This window comes from Treponema medium, from assembly GCF_017161265.1.
GTDB lineage: Bacteria > Spirochaetota > Spirochaetia > Treponematales > Treponemataceae > Treponema > Treponema medium.
This window is the reverse complement of sequence record NZ_CP031393.1, coordinates 2,636,956-2,654,618: the sequence shown is the minus strand read 5'-3', so window position 1 is coordinate 2,654,618 and position 17,663 is coordinate 2,636,956. Positions and strand designations below refer to the sequence as shown.

The following is a 17,663-nucleotide window of genomic DNA, read 5'->3' as shown; positions in this document are numbered from 1 at the left end:
AACCGCTAAGCCGCGAAGTGCACAAAGACATAGAACAGTCCATTTCAAAATCCTATAATCTATGCTATAATGCAGTCAGTGAGAGGGAATCGCTATGTCTACTGCAAACAGAAAATATAAAGACTCGGTATTTGTTGACCTATTCAGTGAAGATGAAAAGGCAAAAGAAAACTTCTTATCGCTGTATAATGCTTTACACGGAACAAACCTTCAGCTTTCCTGTCCGGTAGAAAACATAAAGCTTGATAATGTCATGTACATGAATATTGTCAACGATGTTTCCTGCCTTGTAGATAATAAGATTATCGTCCTTGCTGAACACCAATCTACCATAAACGAGAACATGCCATTACGCTTTTTGCAATATATAGCAAGATTGTATGAAAAGCTTCAAAAACCAACCGACCGATATTTACGAACGTTATCAAAAATCCCGACACCTGAGTTCTATGTCTTCTATAACGGATTAAACGACTACCCTGAAACTACAGTGTTAAAACTATCCGATGCTTTTATTACAAAACCTGAACGGATACCGTTAGACCTTGAGGTAAAGGTATATAACATAAACAAAAGCAAGGGAGCAGAAGTATTGAGCCGTTGCAAAACCTTAGATGAATACAGTTTGTTTATTGAAGAGGTGAGACTTCAAACACAACTCGACCCTGAAAACGGCTTTACCAATGCGGTAAAGATATGTATAGAAAAAGGAATATTAAAAGAATACTTACAGAGAAAAGCACGGGAGGTGATCAATATGTTAATCGCCGAATATGATTATGACACAGATATTGCAGTACAGAGAGAAGAAGCAGGAAAAATAGCCTTTGCCAAAGGAATATCTCAAGGACTATCTCAAGGTTCCCATCAAGCAAAGCTTGAAACGGCAAAAAATCTTCTGCAATTTGGGCTTTCTCGGGAAAAGATAGCGCAAGCAACCGGTCTTACCCAAGCCGAAGTGGAATCGCTTAACTAATTGCTAAGGGGAGGAAAGACACTTTTTTCGGCCCAATTTCTGATTCGGCAGAGTCTATCCGAAAAATTGTGTAAATGGGTATTTACGTATTAGCAGATTCGAACCCGTTTGTTAAATAGTATGTATGGCAAACTGATTTACTGCTAATGCGAGTCTTTCCTCCCCTTCAACCCTTCCTATCTTCAAAATAACCGCTTAGGGTTATCACCCTAAGAACCCGCCTTTATCCCAAGAGCTTTGCATAAAAGTCCGCCTTGCTTTGTCCCTGCTGGGCTTCTTTAATGTTTGCCCCGATGCTCGTTCCGCTTTTTAAAAGCTGTTTTGACATAACAAACTCACGGTTCGTATCGCAAAGCTTTTTGTACAAGCCGATTACCTTCAACGCAAACGCCTTTGATTTATCAACAATCACATTGTCAGTTTTCATTTTATCAATTTGTAATGTGTAATCAATTTGTAATTGGTAATGTGTAATTCATAATTCATAATTACCCATTACCAATTACCAATTATCCATTGTAATTACCAATTCCATTAAATCTCAACCCATGACCAGCTTCCATTCATCTTATACATCTTCCACTTCTTTACCGTTTTCGCATTATTAAAGGCTGCGGCTAAATCCGGCGGAGCGGTAAAGTCCGTGTGATTGCCTTCGGTAACACCGGTGTATTCGGTGTAAAGAACACACATCGCCGCATCACTATCCTGCCGCGCCGGTAAATCGTCAAAGAGTTTGGTAAAGGCTTGTGCGGTGAGCTTATTGTTGTAGCAGCGTAGCGTTCGCAAAGCAGTTAAGCCCTGTATGTTAAGTGTGGTAAGCTGATTGTCGTGGCACCACAGCTCTTTCAAAGCGGTTAAGCTCTGCACGTTAAGTTCGGTAAGCTGATTGCTGCCGCAGTACAGCCATCGCAAAGCGGTTAAGCCCTGCGCGTTAAGCGCGGTGAGCTGATTGCTGCTGCAGATCAACTCTTGCAAAGCGGTACAGTCCTGCACGTTAAGTTCGGTAAGCTGATTGCCGCCGCACTGCAGCTCTTGCAAAGCGGTTAAGCCCTGCACGTTAAGGGCGGTTAGCTGATTGGAGTAGCAGTTCAGCTCTTGCAAGGCGGTTAAGTCCTGCACGTTAAGGGCGGTAAGCTGACTGTAGGCGCAGTTCAGCTCTTGCAAGGCGGTTAAGTCCTGCACGTTAAGGGCGGTAAGCTGATTGTTGCCGCAGTGCAGCCTTTGCAAAGCGGTTAAGCCTTGCACGTTAAGTGCGGTGAGCTGATTGCCGTTGCACCACAGCTCTTTCAAAGCAGTTAAGCCCTGCACGTCAAGAGAGGTAAGCTGATTACCGCCGCACTGCAGCCCTTGCAAAGCGGTTAAGCCCTGCACATTAAGTTCGGTGAGTTGATTGTCGCCGCAGTACAGCCCTTGCAAGGCGGTTAAGCCCTGCACGTTAAGAGCGGTAAGCCGATTGTAGCGGCACTCCAGCGCAGTGATGTTGCCTTTGAGGATGACCTTTCTGCCTTTTGCATGCAGCACGGTTTCGGCGCCGCTTGTAAGTGTTGTTTCGGTACAGCCTTCTACCGTAACGGAGGAGTTATCGGCTGTTGTTACCTTAACCGTGATGTCAAGCTTATCGGGGCTTAAGATGAGCGAGGCACCGCCTTCGACAAAGAGTGATTGAAACTTCACTTTGATGTCCGCATCTGCCGTTGCGGTGTAAGTATAGCTTGTATCCATGCCGGCTTCGGCGATAACTGTGCCGCCGTTTGTCCACTGTTCAACCACATAATCAGGAGCAGGTTCGGCCGTAAAGACAACAGACTTACCCTGTTCGACTGAATCGCCCGTAGTGATTTCATTGCCGTCAACTTCGGCTTTCAGTGCGCCGCCTGTGCTGCCTTCTACGCTGAAGTTAATCGTATAGACGTTCTGCCATTTCGCAGTGTATTCCGTATCGGCTGCGGGGAAAAGGGGAGATGAAGGCAGCGCAGGTTCCCATCCTTTAAAAACGGCGCCCGTTTTTACGGGAGCGGGAACCGTCAAGTCTGTTCCGTATTTGCCCGTTTTTACAATATCATCCGTATTGCCGTCTACGGTGCCGCCTGCAAGTTTAAAGGTTACGTTTACCGTCTTTCGCTCATAATAGAGTTCTACGGCGGTAGCGTTGTCGGCGCTTATCGTGCCGCTCGTTTGTACGGTTCCGTTTATTTTGGTAAGGCTTGAATTATAGGTAAAGCCTTCGTAGATTTTCGCCGTGTATGCGGCATCTGCTCCCACGGTACCGTTTAAGATTTCCCTTTCCGCAGGCTCTGCAGGATAACCGCCTTCCGGTTTTTCCCGATAGTGTTTTACCGTATACGAGGCTTTGCCGGGCGGGAGCGCTTCAAAGCTCACTTTAACGTCAACCGCTTTTGTAACGGTATGGATATATGAATTTTCCGTGTTGCCTGTAATAACGGCGCCGTCTACTTTCCACTCTTTTATCATGTAGCCTGCGGCAGGCTCTGCCGTAAAAGTTACCTTTTTACCCTGTTCAATGCTTATGGGACTCTTCGCCGTTTCCTCTACACCGTTCGCCTTTGCTTTAAGCGTTCCGCCGGTGCCTTCCACGCTGAAAGTTACCGTGTGTTTGGAAACCGCAGAACTTTCACCCTTTTCCTCTTCAACCAGCATCTTTTTTAAAAACGGGTTTTTACAAGCGGAAACCGATACCAAAAGTACCGCCAAAAATGAAACTAAAATCCGAGCTTTCCTCTTTTTCATATTCTAAATCCTCCGCTTACTCCGGCAGCCCAGATTACCGGATAGCCGCCTCTTATATAGGGTTCGATAAAAAAGTTTTTTACTGCAAAGCGGTAGCCGAATGTTCCTTCTCCCAAACCGAATACAAAGGGTTTTGCGGCCTTTCCGTTCCAGCCTAAGGAAACACCTCCTTCCGCCTGAACAAAAAAGCCTGAATCGCAGGTTTTAAACTTTGCAAAATCATAGAAGTTCCAGCGGAACAAAACAGCCGTATCAAGAAGTCCGTATCTTTTAAATCCCGTCGAATACAAGAGCTTTACACCGGCTGAAAACCTGCCGGCCTTTACCCAATCAGGCAATACAAACAGCCCGTACAGCCCTGCACCCAAGGCAGAGCCTTTCGGTACATTCATATTCCCTTCCGCCGAAAGACCCAAAGACCAATGAAGGCCGTCTTTTTCTCTCTTAGGTTCATCCTCAACCTCTTGAGCAAAAAGAAGGGAAGCGCTCAAAAATACCAGCGCACAGAGCGCTGTTTTTACATAATTTTTCTTCATACATCAATGCTCCCGATAACTAATTGGTAATGTGTAATGTGCAATTCATAATTCATAATTCATAATTACCAATTATCAATTACCTCCTGTGTTTCGTTATAGCGACGAGGAGCTTGATAATTTCTTGGCAGTCTTGGTAGATTGTAGAAAACTCTTCTTCACCGATATATCCGCTTTCATGTAAAAGCTCCAGCCAATATTCCGTTTCGCTTGCCTCTTTGAGCGAGATATAGAGCTTTGCATAAAAATCTGCCTTGCTTTGTCCTTGCTGGGCTTCTTTAATGTTTGCTCCGATGCTCGTTCCGCTTTTTAAAAGCTGTTTTGACATAACAAACTCACGGTTCGTATCGCAGAGCTTTTTGTACAAGGCGATGACCTTCAACGCAAACGCCTTTGATTTATCAACAATCACATTGTCAATTTGTAATTGATAATGTGTAATTCATAATTCTGAATTGTTTTCCCCTCCGTTTCAATTTTTATCAAAAAATGATGAATTATCTCCATTTTGTTAGCCATTTCTTCATCCGTGCTCTATAAGTAGTTATATATGCCTTATGGAGGAACCTACTATGAAGAAACACAATCGCCGATACAAAGATTCTGTCTTTGTCGACCTATTCAGTACAGACAAAACCGCGAAAGCTAATTTTTTATCGCTATATAACGCGCTGCACGGTACTGATTACCAATCTACCACTATTTTGAAAAACATACGGCTTAAACAAGTACTCTATATGAGTTTCGCTAACGATGTATCGTATCTCGTTGACAATAAGATTATCGTGCTGGCAGAACATCAGTCGACCATAAATCCCAATATGCCAATCAGATGCCTTGAATATATTGCTCGCTTATACGAACAGTTTTATAAGTCAAAAGAAAAATATAGCCGTAAACAGTTAGCTATTCCAACACCGGAGTTTTATATATTTTATAACGGAAAAGAACCATATCGCGGTGATTCGCTCTTAAAATTATCAGATTCATTCACTCAAAAACATAATGAATATGCCCTTGAATTATCCGTAAAAGTGGTTAATATCAATTATGATAAAGCAAGTGAAATACTTGAGCGCTGCAAGCCGCTGAAACAATACAGCTTGTTTGTTGATGCCGTACGCCGCAATATTGCTGTCGATAAGGAACACGGGTTTGAAAAAGCAATCAAAGAATGTATACAAAACGATATTTTACGGGAATACTTACAACGAAAATCGAAGGAGGTGTTGAACATGTTAATAGGTGAGTATGATTATGATACCGACATAGCAGTACAACGGGAAGAAAGTTTTGATATGGGGCTTGCAGAAGGTAAATCCCTCGGTCTCGCTCAAGGTTCGCGCCAAGCAAAGCTTGAAACGGCACGACTTATGCGTCAGCGTGCTTATCCTGTAGCAGAAATTTGCTTAATGACCGGCCTTACCCAAGAAGAGGTCGAATCAATTGGTAATTCATAATTATCAATTATCAATTATCATTTTACGGTATCTTTGGTTGCTCCGCTCATTTGCGCAGCCTGCTCCAATTCCCGATATGCTTTATGTGTCATAGTCATTGTAGGCATAATAAGCCTCCTCGTCTTTTATTATAACATAGCCCCCTTGAAATCTTAATTAAAAATTATCCCTCCCCCCTTCCTGCCGTAGGAATCCGCCACGGATGACGGAAAAGTGTTAAGTAATCGATGGGGATGTCTCAAAAGTTGGTTACTTTCTCGACATCCCCGACGAGTTTAAAATTAAGTCTTTGTGCAGCAATGACTTAATTTTAAACATCGCAGTTAAATCTAAGGAAGCTGTCCAAAAACTAAAGTTTTTCGACACCCCCTCAAGTTGACAACGGAACAGGATGTGCCGTTTTCAACCATTTTTCCCCTTAAAACCCGGAAAACGTCTCCGCCGGTCGCCTTAATTTCCCCGTCTATGATGATAATTCCACCTAAAAAAGTAAGGCGGCTTCCGGTGTTTATACCGACTGTCGCCTTAACTGAAACTTTGTGTGTTTCTCTGCGCTTTACGGAGCCCGCTTCAAACAGCCGTTGCTGTCTATTTCCCACAGCTCGCTGTCGTTCGGCGGCGTTACTATAAACTTTTTGTAGTTTTCCGGTGTGCCGGTTGTTATAGCGTCGGCAAGCACTTGTTGTGTCGTCTCATACCGGTCCGGCGTGATGCGCGCCGCCGTGCCGCCTACGGGAGTCAACTCGCCGACAATGGTTATCTTGCCATGGGGGCTTGGCAAATACACGTCGTTTTTGCCGGGCTCGTTTGCGTCTCCTCCGGTTGACGGGGTAACGGTTGCGGAGCCTTTCATAGTGAACACTCCGCTGCTCATTACCTCCGCTCAGCCGCCAAGGAGTGCTCCCTTAGTATGCCGTATAATTTTCAGGATTGTTAAATTCTCCATCCGGCTCCTTATGCACAGCTTTATCACTGCCTCCATTATTGCTAATGGAACCCTTTATCCAGTTAAAAGTTCCCTCATCGTCAATGTATACAGCAAAACCTGTACCAGTACCATTAACGAAGTTACGGGTTATGCTGCTGCTTTCGCCGTCCATCGTAAAGGTTCCATTTGAGCCTATATATACGCCGCCGCCACCGTCGCCAGTTGCCGCGTTGTCTTTAATAATACAGTTTATCATCTTGACTGTGCTGCCGTGAGTCGATGCACCTATGTGAATTGCACCGCCCTTGCCGTTAATACCACCTGTGAGCGTCAGGTTTTGGAGAGTGACCGTTTTACCCCCGTTCACGAAAAAGATATAGTGTGGGAATTTGCCATTTTCGTTTTTGTTTGCATTAAGAATGGCAGTATCCTTGTTTTTGCCCTTTATCGTGATGCTTTTGTTGATGGTTATTCCGCCATAGTTGTCAGGAGCGTCTGTGGCTTTGATTTCGCCGTTTATAACGATAATATCGCCGTCATGAGCGCTGGTAATGGCCGTTTTAAGATCCTTCCATGGGGTCGCCGATGAGCTGCTTACGACGTCTTTGGCTTTTTTCAAACATCCGTCGCTTTTTATTACCCATTCGGCCGTGCTGCTTTCCGGCGTTACCTCAAACTTATAGTATTCAGATCCGACTTCGCTGCCGTTAAGCACTTGCTGTTCTTCAGTGTAGCTTTCCGGCGTAATGCGCGCTGCGGGATTGTTTGACAAAGTTCCGTCAACGGTTATCGCCTGTCCGCTCTTCAAATACACGTCGTTTTTACCCTTACTATTCGCCTCTGATCCGGTAGCGGGCGTAACGACTGCGGAGCCGCTCATCTTAAAGGTGCCGTCCTGTACATAAACGCCGCCTCCTGTGGTCGCCGTGTTGTCGTCCTTAATCTGTACGCCGTTGTTAAGCGTTACGATGCTGCTGCCTCCGGTGATATAGATGCCGCCGCCTGTGGTCGCCGTGTTGCCCGTAAGGGTGCAGTCTTTCATAGTAACCGTTGCGCCCCCCTCGATCAGCAGGCCGCCAGCCCTCACGTTTCCATCGTTGTTCTTAAGAATACAGTTTTTCATGCTGACGGTTCCCCCGTTGACATACACCCCGCCGCAGCCGTCTGACGCGTCGCCGTGTGTCGATTTATTGCCCTCAAAGGTGCAGCCGTTCATGATAACGTCTGAGTTGTTTGCACGCACACCGCCGCCCCTCGCGGCCTTGTTGTTGTTAACCTCTACGCCGCCTGTAAGCGTCAATTTACAGCCATCGTTGATATAGATGCCGCCGCCGAAGCCAGAGTTGATGGTTACCATGTTGCCGTTGATGAAACCGCCGCTGATTGTTACGCGCGCGGCATTATTGTCGCGCTTTGTTGCATACACTGCGCCGCCATTCTTGTTCGCCGTGTGGTTCGTAAGGGTGCAGTTTGTTATGTTGACACTTGCGCCATGTACGTAAATTGCACCTCCGTCGCCGGGTCCATCGGGTCCCTCAGCCATACCATTTTTGAGCGTAAGGTTTTTAAGGGTAAGCGTTTTGCCGCTCTCCACCTTGAAAATGCGGTGCTTCGGTTTACTGCCTGTGTCTTTGTTCGCGTCGATCACGGCAGATGATGCGCCGGTCGCCCTTTTAATTGTCAGGTTTTTGTTGATAACGATTTCGCCGTTGTTTTCGGCATCGTTCGTCGCCTTTATTTCACCGTCTATGGTGATGGTGCTGCCGTCAGAAGCATTGGCAACGGCTTGTTTCAACTTTTTCCACGCATCGTTGGAAGAAGGAGAGCCTTTGATGGTTGCCTCATACAGTGTGAGTTTTCCCTCGGAATCTATTTTCCACGTATCGCTGCCATCAGGCGTTACCGTGAATTTACCTACCTCATATTTGAGCGTTACGCCGGAACCAGCTTTAAGCACTGTCTGTTTCTTGTACAATTCCGGCGTAATACGTGCTGCGTGCGCGTTTGACAAAATGCTGTCAACCGTTATCGTCTTTCCGTCCTCCAAATACACGTCGTTTTTGCCCGGCTTGTCCGTATCGCCGGAGGTTGACGGAGTAACGATTGCGGAATCTTGCATTTTAAAGGTTCCGCCGCTTACATAAACGCCGCCGCCTTTACTTGCCGTGCAGCCGGTGATAGCGCTTGTGCCGTGCATTTCAAAGGTTCCGCCGCCTACATACACGCCGCCGCCGGAATTCGCCGCCGAGCAGTCGGTAATAACGCTTGAGCCTTCCATAATGAGTGTACCGGACGGATTTACGTATACGCCGGCGCCGCCTGAGTAGCTGCCGGACAGTGTACTATTTGTAAGCGTTATGTCTTGAAGGGTGAGTGTTTTATACGCATCAAAGATGCCCTTCTTGCCGAGTGCGTTCAAAACGGCGTTGTTTTCGCCTTTTATGGTAAGGTTTTTTTGGACCTTAATTCTGCTCACATCGTTCGCGACATCTGTCGCCTGTATTTGACCGTTTATGGTAAGAGTAGCGTTATCGGGTGCGCTTTTAACCGCACGCGCAAGGTCTTTCCACGTTGCCGGATTCTTTAAGGTCGATTGGTAAAACTTCACCGTTACGGTTTTAGCTTCGGTTACGTTGGAAAGGGTTGCTGTAGTGCTGGTACCGGGGTTCGATTCAAAAGAACCCGAAGAAACCGTCCAGCCTGCAACTTTCCAGTCTCCTGTAGCGGGTCGCCCGGTAAAGGTTACCGAACCCCCGTGCGTAACCGAAACGGTGCTGTCCGTCGTTTGCCCATTTGTTCCGGCTGCAATTGTTCCTCCCGCTTTTCCGTCTACGATTTCTACGCTGTAATCAACCTTGTATTTTTTGCGCTTTACGGTAAATTCTACGGTGCTTTGCGTACCGTCTTGAGCTTTTACCGTGATTGTAAAGGTTTTCCCCGTATCTTCGGGAATGGATACTTTTCCTTCAGGACTTACGCTTGCTGTTGCGCCTGTGCTGCCGTCGGCAAAGCTAAAGCCCTTTACTTCTGCCTTATCGGACGCAACCTCGTATTCACTCGCAAAAGAACCATCGGAAGCCGCAGTTTTGGTTTCTCCGTTAAGCGTAAAGCTCCGTAACTTTGCAACGTTGTTTTTCGCACGGGTTATGCTTACCGTTTTTGACCACGCAGGATAATTGCCCTGGCTTGCTGCAACGTTTATGGTAATACTTTGAGGGATTCCCTCCGTTAAATTAAGCAGCTGTGGGCTTATAGTAAAGTTAATCCCCGTCTGTCCGCTAAACGCAAGACTGATATCCTCTTTCTTCACTTGAGTTACGGTATAAGGCAGCGTAACGGAACCGGCGGAAGCGTCTTTTCCGTGTATTTCAAGTCTACTCAGGGTCAAGGCATTAAGCTGTACAAACTGCACACTTACAGTTGTGTCTGCCGTTACGGTAAGCGTGGCAGTCGGGTTTCCACTTGCCCCTGTAAAGCCTTCCGAAGGCGTACAAGTCCAGTCTCCTACCTTGTAGTGGGTTGAATCTGCCGGTGTTGCGGTAAAGGTTACCGAATATCCGTGCGGTACTGTCAAGGTTACGGGGCTTGTTGTTGCCGTTTGTTGATCTGAGCCGTACTTTCCTTCAAGACTTCCGTTTCCGCCTACTACGTTAAAGGTTACCGTGTGTCTTTTTACAACCTTATAATAAACCGTCTGTACCGGCGTTGCCACAAAGCCTTCGCCGTCCGTGTAATACTCCAGCTTGTATTTCTTTTCACCTAAGCCGTTTAACGGAAGCGGTACGTCAACGGGATTACCGTCATACTTTACCGGCGTTGAACCGCCTATCTCGCTTACCGTGCAGTGCACCGTCGTATTTGCCGTTGCGGAGGATACGCTTAATACCGCTCCGGTACTATCGGTACCGATAATAGCCGGATCGGATTCGCTGCCGCTTCCTGAAATCTTTGTTCCCTTTGTGATGGTGACAATTTCCGTTTCTGCTTTATTCGGTTTTGTACTTGCGTTCACAATGCCGGAAACTAAGCCTTTTTCGTCTATCAATTTAATCGTATAGTCTTTTTTTGCAGCGCCGTCTTTCACTTCAACATCGGTTTTATAGTACAGTACCCAGCTGCTATCGGCGGGAACATCATCGGCGTCCGGCTCATTCAGTTTTTCTACATCGGAATGCGTAATAAAGACATCAGCTTCCGGTTTGGTAAATGCGGTTTGCGCTTCATTAACCGAAAACATATAGGGTGCTCCGTTGACCTCAATACGGGCAAGGTCTTTATGCAAAAGCCCGCCCGGCACCGTCTTATCCATATCCGGCACCTTGATGCACAGTACATAATAAGCAGGTGAATCGGTTGTCTTTGCAACCGTAAAAGTAGGAAGCGGAGGCGGCGTATTCGCTTTAAGAGGAACGGTAAATGTTTGTTTAAACGGCGGCCGTCCGTCATCGGCATACAGGGTGATGGTAGACGAGACATCTTTTTCGCCCCATTCGGAGTTTTTCAAAAAATCAGCTTTATATACAAGCTGCAATGTATCCGCTGTAAGCTGTTTCAGTTCATAATCGGCACTGACTGCGGGTTTTGTCCCGGCAAAATGAGCAAACTCAACGATATTTCTTGTTTCGGACGCTGACGGCATAATAAACTGGAACGACTTGTGATTCTGTACTTTCAGCGTAACGGTAACATCGTTTGCAGAGGCGACACTTGGGATACTGCTTCCATCATTATAGGTTTTCTTGTCTATAGTCGAGCTCAGAATAAAGGCCTCGGTAGACCAACGACTCAAATAGTCGTCTATATCTGCGGTAAACTGCTTACATGTTGCAAACAAAAGAGTAAACAGTATTCCGGTTAAAATGATAAAAGCTTTACGCATAAAAAGTCTCCCTAAAATTCAGCAACCGAACAAAATGTCAATTTTTGAGGATGCTGAATTGGTACGCGGTAGCGTACATATAAGCGTACATATAATCTGCGTTATTGTGATGTTGATTGATGATGTAAAAGAATTAACACAGAATATTCCCACTATAGAATAGCAGAATTTCTCTATATAGCCAGCATTTTTAATGAAAAAGAACCATAGTTGCTTAAAAAGAACCATGGTTACAGGGAAAATTCATAATTCATAATTCATAATTCATAATTATGAATTGCTTCCACCTCTGCTTTTGAAAGCCCGGTCGCTTGTGCGATATTTTCAATGGATAAACCGCCAAATTGGAGAAGATTCTTTGCTGTTTCGAGCTTTGCTTGACGGGAACCGCGAGCTTCGCCTTCAGCGAGACCGAGCGATTTACCTTCTGCAAGACCTGACTTGAATTGAACCTCTGAGATAGTTGCTATGTCGCTTTTCAGCTTCATCCGCGATTCATAAAGCTTCCGTTCTTCGGGGGTCAAACTGAGAACGTCTACTTTTTCGTTCAGCATTTGCAATATGGGTGATGTTGTTGCTAACATTGCTCGCTCCTCCTTATCATCAGTCGCTATAAATCGTAACCAGTTTATCAGTTTTTGCCGTTTTTCGATAGGGTCTTTCTGTATTTCGAACTTTCGTGCTGCCGATAGGCTGAGAAAATGTATCTCCATTAAATCGGTAAGCGGCTTATATGTTTTTTGTTCCAATAAACTGTAGGCAGAATGCAGCTCACTACTTCGGTTAAATCCTTGTGAAATGAGGTTAATAGTAATGCACTTATCCAAACTGATATACGGTTCTCCCTCTTTAAAACCCTCGATATACATTTTAGACCAGTAGAACAGTGTACGAGGAATAAATTCGGCAGACCAAGAGTTTTGAATCTCAATGTCGATAGTTGTTCCATCGGTTAAACGAAGCTTGACATCAAGAATTCCCGTTTTATCGGTGAGTTCATCTTTGGTAAGTTCTTTGTCCAGCAGTTCAAGGTCTGTAATTATGCCTGTTGGCATATCCAGTACGCATTCAAGAAAGTCTTGCAAGCAGACTTTATTTTCTTCCGAGCCGAGCAAGAGTTTAAACAGATAGTCATTTGTGAGCGTAAGTGTCTGTGTGTCATTCATTTTTCACACCTCCTACAGTCCTTATACGACTTTCGAAGCAAAATGGCAGGAAATAGGAGATGTCTCAAAAGCTGGGTGCTTTTTCCATTTCCTCTTGCGATTGCCCTCTATCCATCGCAAGTCTAGAATTGTTGCATTATTTTTGATATGGTACTGCCGATTATGAGTAAAAAACTAAGCCCTGATCGTCTGTTATATATCTTAAATGCCGGTATGATGACCTTTGCAATGATAATGAATATTAAAGTTGCTATTCCGTACGTATCTGTTATACCGTATATGAATTTGATCAAAGCTGCGCTGAATGCTTTCTGCGTGTGTCTTTCCATTATCCTTATCATTCATCCCGAAAAAAAGCTCTTAACCTATATCGTCTTTTTTGTCGAAGCAGGCAATGCCGTCCTTGTCGGCTTTATGGGAATCGGAACGTCGCTGTTCTGTATCGGTATTATCATCTGTTTTGTTAATGGAGAATTTGCCATTAATCGGAAAAAAAAGGTGATATTGCTTGGCGCCTACTGGTTGCTGGTTACTATAACAATCTATCCTGTCCTCGGATTTGCATTCGTTATATTTGAAATCTTAGGAACTCTCTTTGGGCTTACCGTCTGCGTTGTACTGTATCAAAAACTCGAAGGAAAGCTTTCGTATCTTTTGCTGCCGGACGAAACGATAACGACTGCCATTACCCTGCCGCCGAAAGGTTCAACCTTAAAATTATCGGATTATGAGCTTTCGGAACGGCAAATTGCATTCATCCTCGGTTCGATTAAACAAGGGGAAACCTACGAAGCGCTGGGAAATCGCTATCATGTCAGCACCTCAGTGGTCAAAAAAGATATGGCTGCAGCCTGTAAATATTTCGGCGTCGCCAACCGAGAAGCGCTACGAATTTTATTGTTGCAATATAAGCTGGAGTAACCGGCGCTGCGAAATTTCTATTTCGTTTGTGGTTGCGAGGTCGGCTTTTGAATATCGGGTTGTAAAAAAATAATAGCATTGATTAGAAGAAATCACTCCCCCTATTATCAAGTCTTGACAAAAATTGCAATCTTCTTATAATGAACAATGTTCAGTTTAGGAGGTTTGTATCAATACAGCGGCGACATCGAAAGAAGAAATCCTTGAAGCATGTAAAGCGATAGTAGCAGAAAAGGGACTAAGCGCTTTAAATATGCGTGCAGTTGCACAACGATGCGATATCGCACTCGGTTCGGTATATAATTATTTCGGCTCAAAAGATGACTTGATTATGGCCGCAGTTGAAAGCGTCTGGCAGAATATCTTTGAAACCGAATCATACTACAAACAGGGTATTGCTTTTACCGAATACATCAAAGCAGTTTTCAAAAAAATCAAAAAGGGGATGCTTAAATATCCGGACTTTTTTACGGCACACGCTATGAGCTTTAGCGGAAAAAGCAAAGATGATGCCCGGACAAAAATGTATCGATATTTTTCATTGGTAAAAGAGGAAATGCTCGTGATATTACAAGCCGATACTGCTATTAAAAACAATCTTTTTTCGAAAGATTTCACTGAAGAAGATTTTGCAGATTTTGTATTAACGAATATTATCGGACTGCTTATTTTGCAAAGACAGTCATCAGCCGTATTGATCGCAGGCATACAAAAAATCATATATCCGTAACGATGTAAAAAATTTGGAATAGTTGAAATAGGGTGAAAACTCATTTTAGTTTTGAATGCGTGGTATTTTATATGCCGTAATATGAACAATGTTCATTTTTGTTTTGGAGGACAGAATATGCAGGCAATTATGGAAACCATTTTTGATTTTATCTACTTACCGACAGTCATTATCCTCGGTCTTATTATGATCAAAAATGCAAAAGGGCAAAAACAGTTTTTGCTCTACGGGATTATGGCCGTTACCTTGGGTTTTGGAGATTCTTTTCATCTTATACCCAGATCGGTAGCCCTTTTAACAACAGGACTGGAAAACCACATTGTCTCGCTCGGTATTGGAAAATGGATAACGTCGGTAACAATGACAGTGTTCTATGTGCTGCTTTATCATGTATGGCGGGAACGCTATGCTATTGCGGAAAAAAAGCAACTCACTGTTGCAGTGTATATCCTTGCGGCACTACGCATAACGCTATGTTTTATGCCCCAAAATGCATGGACGAGTTCGGATGCCCCGCTTTCATGGGCTATTTATCGGAACATCCCCTTTACGGTTTTGGGTATTCTCATTATTGGTTTATTTTATAAAAGTGCAAAAGAAACCAACGATACAGCATTCGGCTTGCTTTGGCTTACCATCGTACTCAGTTTCGGATTTTACATTCCCGTCGTTCTTTTTTCGGATTCATTTCCACTTATCGGTATTTTAATGATTCCTAAAACCTGTGCGTATGTGTGGACAGTTATGATCGGTTTTCAGGCGATGAGAAAAAATGATAAGGGGATGGCAGCCTAAACGGTTTGTATTCCGATGCTTCATTTCTGGGCATCTTTATAAAGGAGAAAATAATGAAGAAATATATAGACATAGCATTTATCTATGCAATAGCTGCTGCCGCTGCTGGAGTTTTTTATCGGGAATTTACAAAGTGGAATGGTTTTTCAGGTACAACCGTTTTGGGGAAGGTTCATCCTCATCTTTTCCTGTTAGGTATGATGATTTTTCTGCTTGTGGCTCTTTTCAACGCTCAACTGGATTTAAGTCAGTTTAAAACCTTTCGTGTTTTTTTAAAGCTATATAATGTCGGAGTACCGCTGACAGCTTTTATGATGCTTGTTCGGGGCATACCGCAGGTATTACACATTACCCTTTCTAAAGGGTTTGATGCATCAATATCGGGAATTGCCGGTATCGGTCATATTTTAACCGGCATCGGCTTGATATTGTTTTTACTTTCTCTTAAAAAAGCATACACTGAAAAAAGTATCGGGAACCTCTAAAAACTTCCGTTTTTAGAGATGCCCTATCCTAGAAAGAAAAGCAGAAATCATACTTCAGATGGATAATCAACAATCTCAACTCAGAACATTGGGATTGTTGATTAAACTATAGCTATCATTGAATGTATTATTAAAATGAGTTTCTTGCTCAATTTTGCCTTGCGTAGCGTCAATAGAATAAATATTATTATAAATATTATTATCGATGGTTTTAATATAAATTCCTATATGAGTGGGCATATCATTATTATCTTCTTCACTCATAAAAATTATATCGCCTGCTGAAAGTGTATCTGTGAATACTGAATAATACTTAAACATATCTTGAATATTTGCATCGCAAAATAATAAATCATACTTTATATTATCTGCAATAGCATATCGATAGCATTGTACTACCAAACCAGAACAATCGATGTTTATTACTCCTGTATGCAAAGAATCTCTTCCACCACATACATATTTAGTATTTGCATTGATATATTTATAAGCATACGAAACGACCTTAGACCCGATTTCAGGTGAAATGAAAAATGATATCTGACAAGATATATTTATAATAATAAATATGAATACCAATATTTTCTTTTTCATAACTACTCTGTTACCATCCTATATAGAATGATGTGGAAAAGACTTTATCAGTATTTTTCTGAAAGATTGCTTGTAACAAATACCCTCTTGATTATACATGGGATAACCGTTTAAATCAAACTTATCTTGACTTAATTGTTCAATAAAGTGCAATAACTGAACAAAGTACCAACTCGAAATGAGGGTGATAACATTGTTTAAAATGCACACGAACTTCTGTGCAAATAAATTTAGAGGTAAAATAATACTAAAAATAACTAATATAGATAGGACTACATTAAACATAAAAATAAATTCAAAAATAGCCCTTACTTTTGTTAATATGTTAATATTTCTAATTTTATTTTTTCTATATTCATTTATTTAAAATATCGCATCGCTAATATCTTTGTCTAAAACATTAAAAATTACATTATTAATTTGTATGCTATCGGTAGACCGGTTTTAATTTTGAAAGATACTCAAATTCGAATTTTTGCTCATTCGTTATAGAAGTAATCTTATTATTTTTAAAATACCAATAATAAATGACTATCAAAATACCTCAAAATATATTCAGTATTAATTCTTTTTCCATAACAAATGAGCTTCCTAAAACAAAGTACATATCCACGCTAGTGCGACACAAATCAGAATATATATAATGTAATGCATAACATGTGTTTTCCAATTAAATCCAAATAAATGCGGACCTACGATATCCTTAACTTCCGGATAAAAATGAGGAAAGAAATTTGAATGACAGAGAAGAATCCAATCGAAAAACACAATATCGAAAGTTTCCATCCCGTAAAGCATAATTAAAAATCTTATGAAGAACTCAATAAAATGAAAATTATTATGAATTCCGTCCCATGCTCCAACTATAAATGCACCCAAAAGGATAAGAAAAGCAATTGCAATTATAATCCAACCGATTATATGGGCACCGTGAAATCTTTCTTTTCTATCAGGAACAGCATCATAAACCTCTTTGGGGGCTGAAGAAAAAAACTTCTTGTTTTGAACAAAAGCCACTCCTCCATACAACAAAAGAAAATAAAACACCATCAGCATAAGAGTTGCTATCATCGTTATTGCCATTTATTATACACCTTATTTATTTGTATATATTATATTTAAATTAAAAAACGAGCGGCTCTTTAAGCCGTCAATCTAACATGGTTTCGACCTTTCCACATAATATCATAAAAACCGCTCATTTCCAATCTAAGCTGATAAAAATAAAACGATAACATCTTTATATCTTATATTTTGTCAGTGTAAAAATTAATGGCTTATCAATTTTTATCGCTTCATAATCCTTGTTTCCTGTAATAAAATATCCGAATCAGATAAAATGGTGGATACAAGAACCGGTAAATCTTTTATATCCCCATTTTCAGTTTTTTGAAACCTATGCATTCCTCAATATTGCCGAAGAATCCTATCCCTACTATCTG

Annotated in this window: 16 protein-coding genes and 1 pseudogene; 7 read left to right on the top strand and 10 right to left on the bottom strand. The window is 42.6% G+C overall.

Translation table 11 applies throughout. The features are described from left to right. Window positions 1-94 precede the first annotated feature (94 nt). Entirely contained in the window at window positions 95-976 is an 882-nt protein-coding gene (locus tag DWB79_RS11650; RefSeq protein ID WP_016524253.1) for an Rpn family recombination-promoting nuclease/putative transposase, read from the top strand. 223 nt (window positions 977-1,199) lie between these two features. Here the strand turns inward: DWB79_RS11650 and DWB79_RS11645 are convergent, their stop codons facing one another. The 4 genes from DWB79_RS11645 to DWB79_RS11630 form a co-directional block, all read right to left on the bottom strand. Then, complete coding sequence (locus DWB79_RS11645) at window positions 1,200-1,403, bottom strand: four helix bundle protein (RefSeq protein ID WP_016524252.1); 204 nt, start codon at window positions 1,401-1,403, stop codon at window positions 1,200-1,202. A gap of 107 nt (window positions 1,404-1,510) precedes the next feature. Continuing rightward, on the bottom strand, window positions 1,511-3,727 hold the full coding sequence (locus DWB79_RS11640) for an InlB B-repeat-containing protein (protein ID WP_252722482.1): 2,217 nt from the start codon (window positions 3,725-3,727) through the stop codon (window positions 1,511-1,513). Beyond that, complete coding sequence (locus DWB79_RS11635; RefSeq protein ID WP_206181019.1) at window positions 3,724-4,263, bottom strand: hypothetical protein; 540 nt, start codon at window positions 4,261-4,263, stop codon at window positions 3,724-3,726. The genes DWB79_RS11640 and DWB79_RS11635 overlap by 4 nt, the downstream gene beginning before the upstream one ends. 79 nt (window positions 4,264-4,342) lie before the next feature. Continuing rightward, the gene (locus DWB79_RS11630) at window positions 4,343-4,675 is read right to left on the bottom strand and encodes a four helix bundle protein (RefSeq protein ID WP_016524244.1); all 333 of its coding nucleotides are present in this window, start codon (window positions 4,673-4,675) and stop codon (window positions 4,343-4,345) included. 160 nt (window positions 4,676-4,835) lie between these two features. Here DWB79_RS11630 and DWB79_RS11625 point away from each other — a divergent pair, with 160 nt between their 5' ends. Next, window positions 4,836-5,723, top strand: a complete 888-nt coding sequence (locus DWB79_RS11625; RefSeq protein ID WP_016524242.1) for an Rpn family recombination-promoting nuclease/putative transposase — start codon at window positions 4,836-4,838, stop codon at window positions 5,721-5,723. Between the two features lie 556 nt (window positions 5,724-6,279). On the opposite strand, the gene DWB79_RS11620 is transcribed toward DWB79_RS11625, so the two are convergent. Next, entirely contained in the window at window positions 6,280-6,576 is a 297-nt protein-coding gene (locus DWB79_RS11620) for a hypothetical protein (RefSeq protein WP_016524240.1), read from the bottom strand. Window positions 6,577-6,628: 52 nt separating this feature from the next. Further along, window positions 6,629-11,530 (bottom strand): right-handed parallel beta-helix repeat-containing protein, encoded by a 4,902-nt coding sequence (locus DWB79_RS11615; RefSeq protein WP_016524239.1) that lies wholly within the window; start codon window positions 11,528-11,530, stop codon window positions 6,629-6,631. Here DWB79_RS11615 and DWB79_RS11610 point away from each other — a divergent pair. Beyond that, window positions 11,511-11,693, top strand: a complete 183-nt coding sequence (locus DWB79_RS11610) for a hypothetical protein (RefSeq protein WP_040859267.1) — start codon at window positions 11,511-11,513, stop codon at window positions 11,691-11,693. The genes DWB79_RS11615 and DWB79_RS11610 overlap by 20 nt on opposite strands. Before the next feature lie 94 nt (window positions 11,694-11,787). On the opposite strand, the gene DWB79_RS11605 is transcribed toward DWB79_RS11610, so the two are convergent. Next, window positions 11,788-12,696 (bottom strand): Rpn family recombination-promoting nuclease/putative transposase, encoded by a 909-nt coding sequence (locus DWB79_RS11605; protein ID WP_016524238.1) that lies wholly within the window; start codon window positions 12,694-12,696, stop codon window positions 11,788-11,790. Between the two features lie 162 nt (window positions 12,697-12,858). On the opposite strand from DWB79_RS11605, the gene DWB79_RS11600 reads away from it, so the two are divergent. From DWB79_RS11600 to DWB79_RS11585, 4 genes are all read left to right on the top strand, one after another. Beyond that, a complete protein-coding gene (locus tag DWB79_RS11600) occupies window positions 12,859-13,617 on the top strand; it encodes a hypothetical protein (RefSeq protein ID WP_040859747.1) in 759 nt (252 codons plus the stop codon). A 253-nt stretch (window positions 13,618-13,870) separates the two neighbouring features. Beyond that, window positions 13,871-14,347: a TetR/AcrR family transcriptional regulator gene (locus DWB79_RS11595; protein WP_016524236.1), complete on the top strand. Its 477-nt coding sequence runs from the start codon at window positions 13,871-13,873 to the stop codon at window positions 14,345-14,347. Window positions 14,348-14,464: 117 nt separating this feature from the next. Further along, the gene (locus DWB79_RS11590; protein WP_016524235.1) at window positions 14,465-15,142 is read left to right on the top strand and encodes a hypothetical protein; all 678 of its coding nucleotides are present in this window, start codon (window positions 14,465-14,467) and stop codon (window positions 15,140-15,142) included. Window positions 15,143-15,195: 53 nt separating this feature from the next. After that, on the top strand, window positions 15,196-15,627 hold the full coding sequence (locus DWB79_RS11585; protein WP_016524234.1) for a DUF2871 domain-containing protein: 432 nt from the start codon (window positions 15,196-15,198) through the stop codon (window positions 15,625-15,627). Window positions 15,628-15,702: 75 nt separating this feature from the next. Here DWB79_RS11585 and DWB79_RS11580 read toward each other — a convergent pair whose 3' ends face one another. The 3 genes and pseudogenes from DWB79_RS11580 to DWB79_RS12260 form a co-directional block, all read right to left on the bottom strand. Continuing rightward, the gene (locus DWB79_RS11580) at window positions 15,703-16,221 is read right to left on the bottom strand and encodes an NlpC/P60 family protein (protein WP_016524233.1); all 519 of its coding nucleotides are present in this window, start codon (window positions 16,219-16,221) and stop codon (window positions 15,703-15,705) included. A gap of 591 nt (window positions 16,222-16,812) precedes the next feature. Continuing rightward, on the bottom strand, window positions 16,813-17,304 hold the full coding sequence (locus DWB79_RS11575; protein ID WP_016524231.1) for a hypothetical protein: 492 nt from the start codon (window positions 17,302-17,304) through the stop codon (window positions 16,813-16,815). A gap of 157 nt (window positions 17,305-17,461) precedes the next feature. Further along, window positions 17,462-17,595 (bottom strand): annotated as a pseudogene (locus DWB79_RS12260) (PIN domain nuclease); the annotation flags it as partial. Window positions 17,596-17,663: the final 68 nt, after the last annotated feature.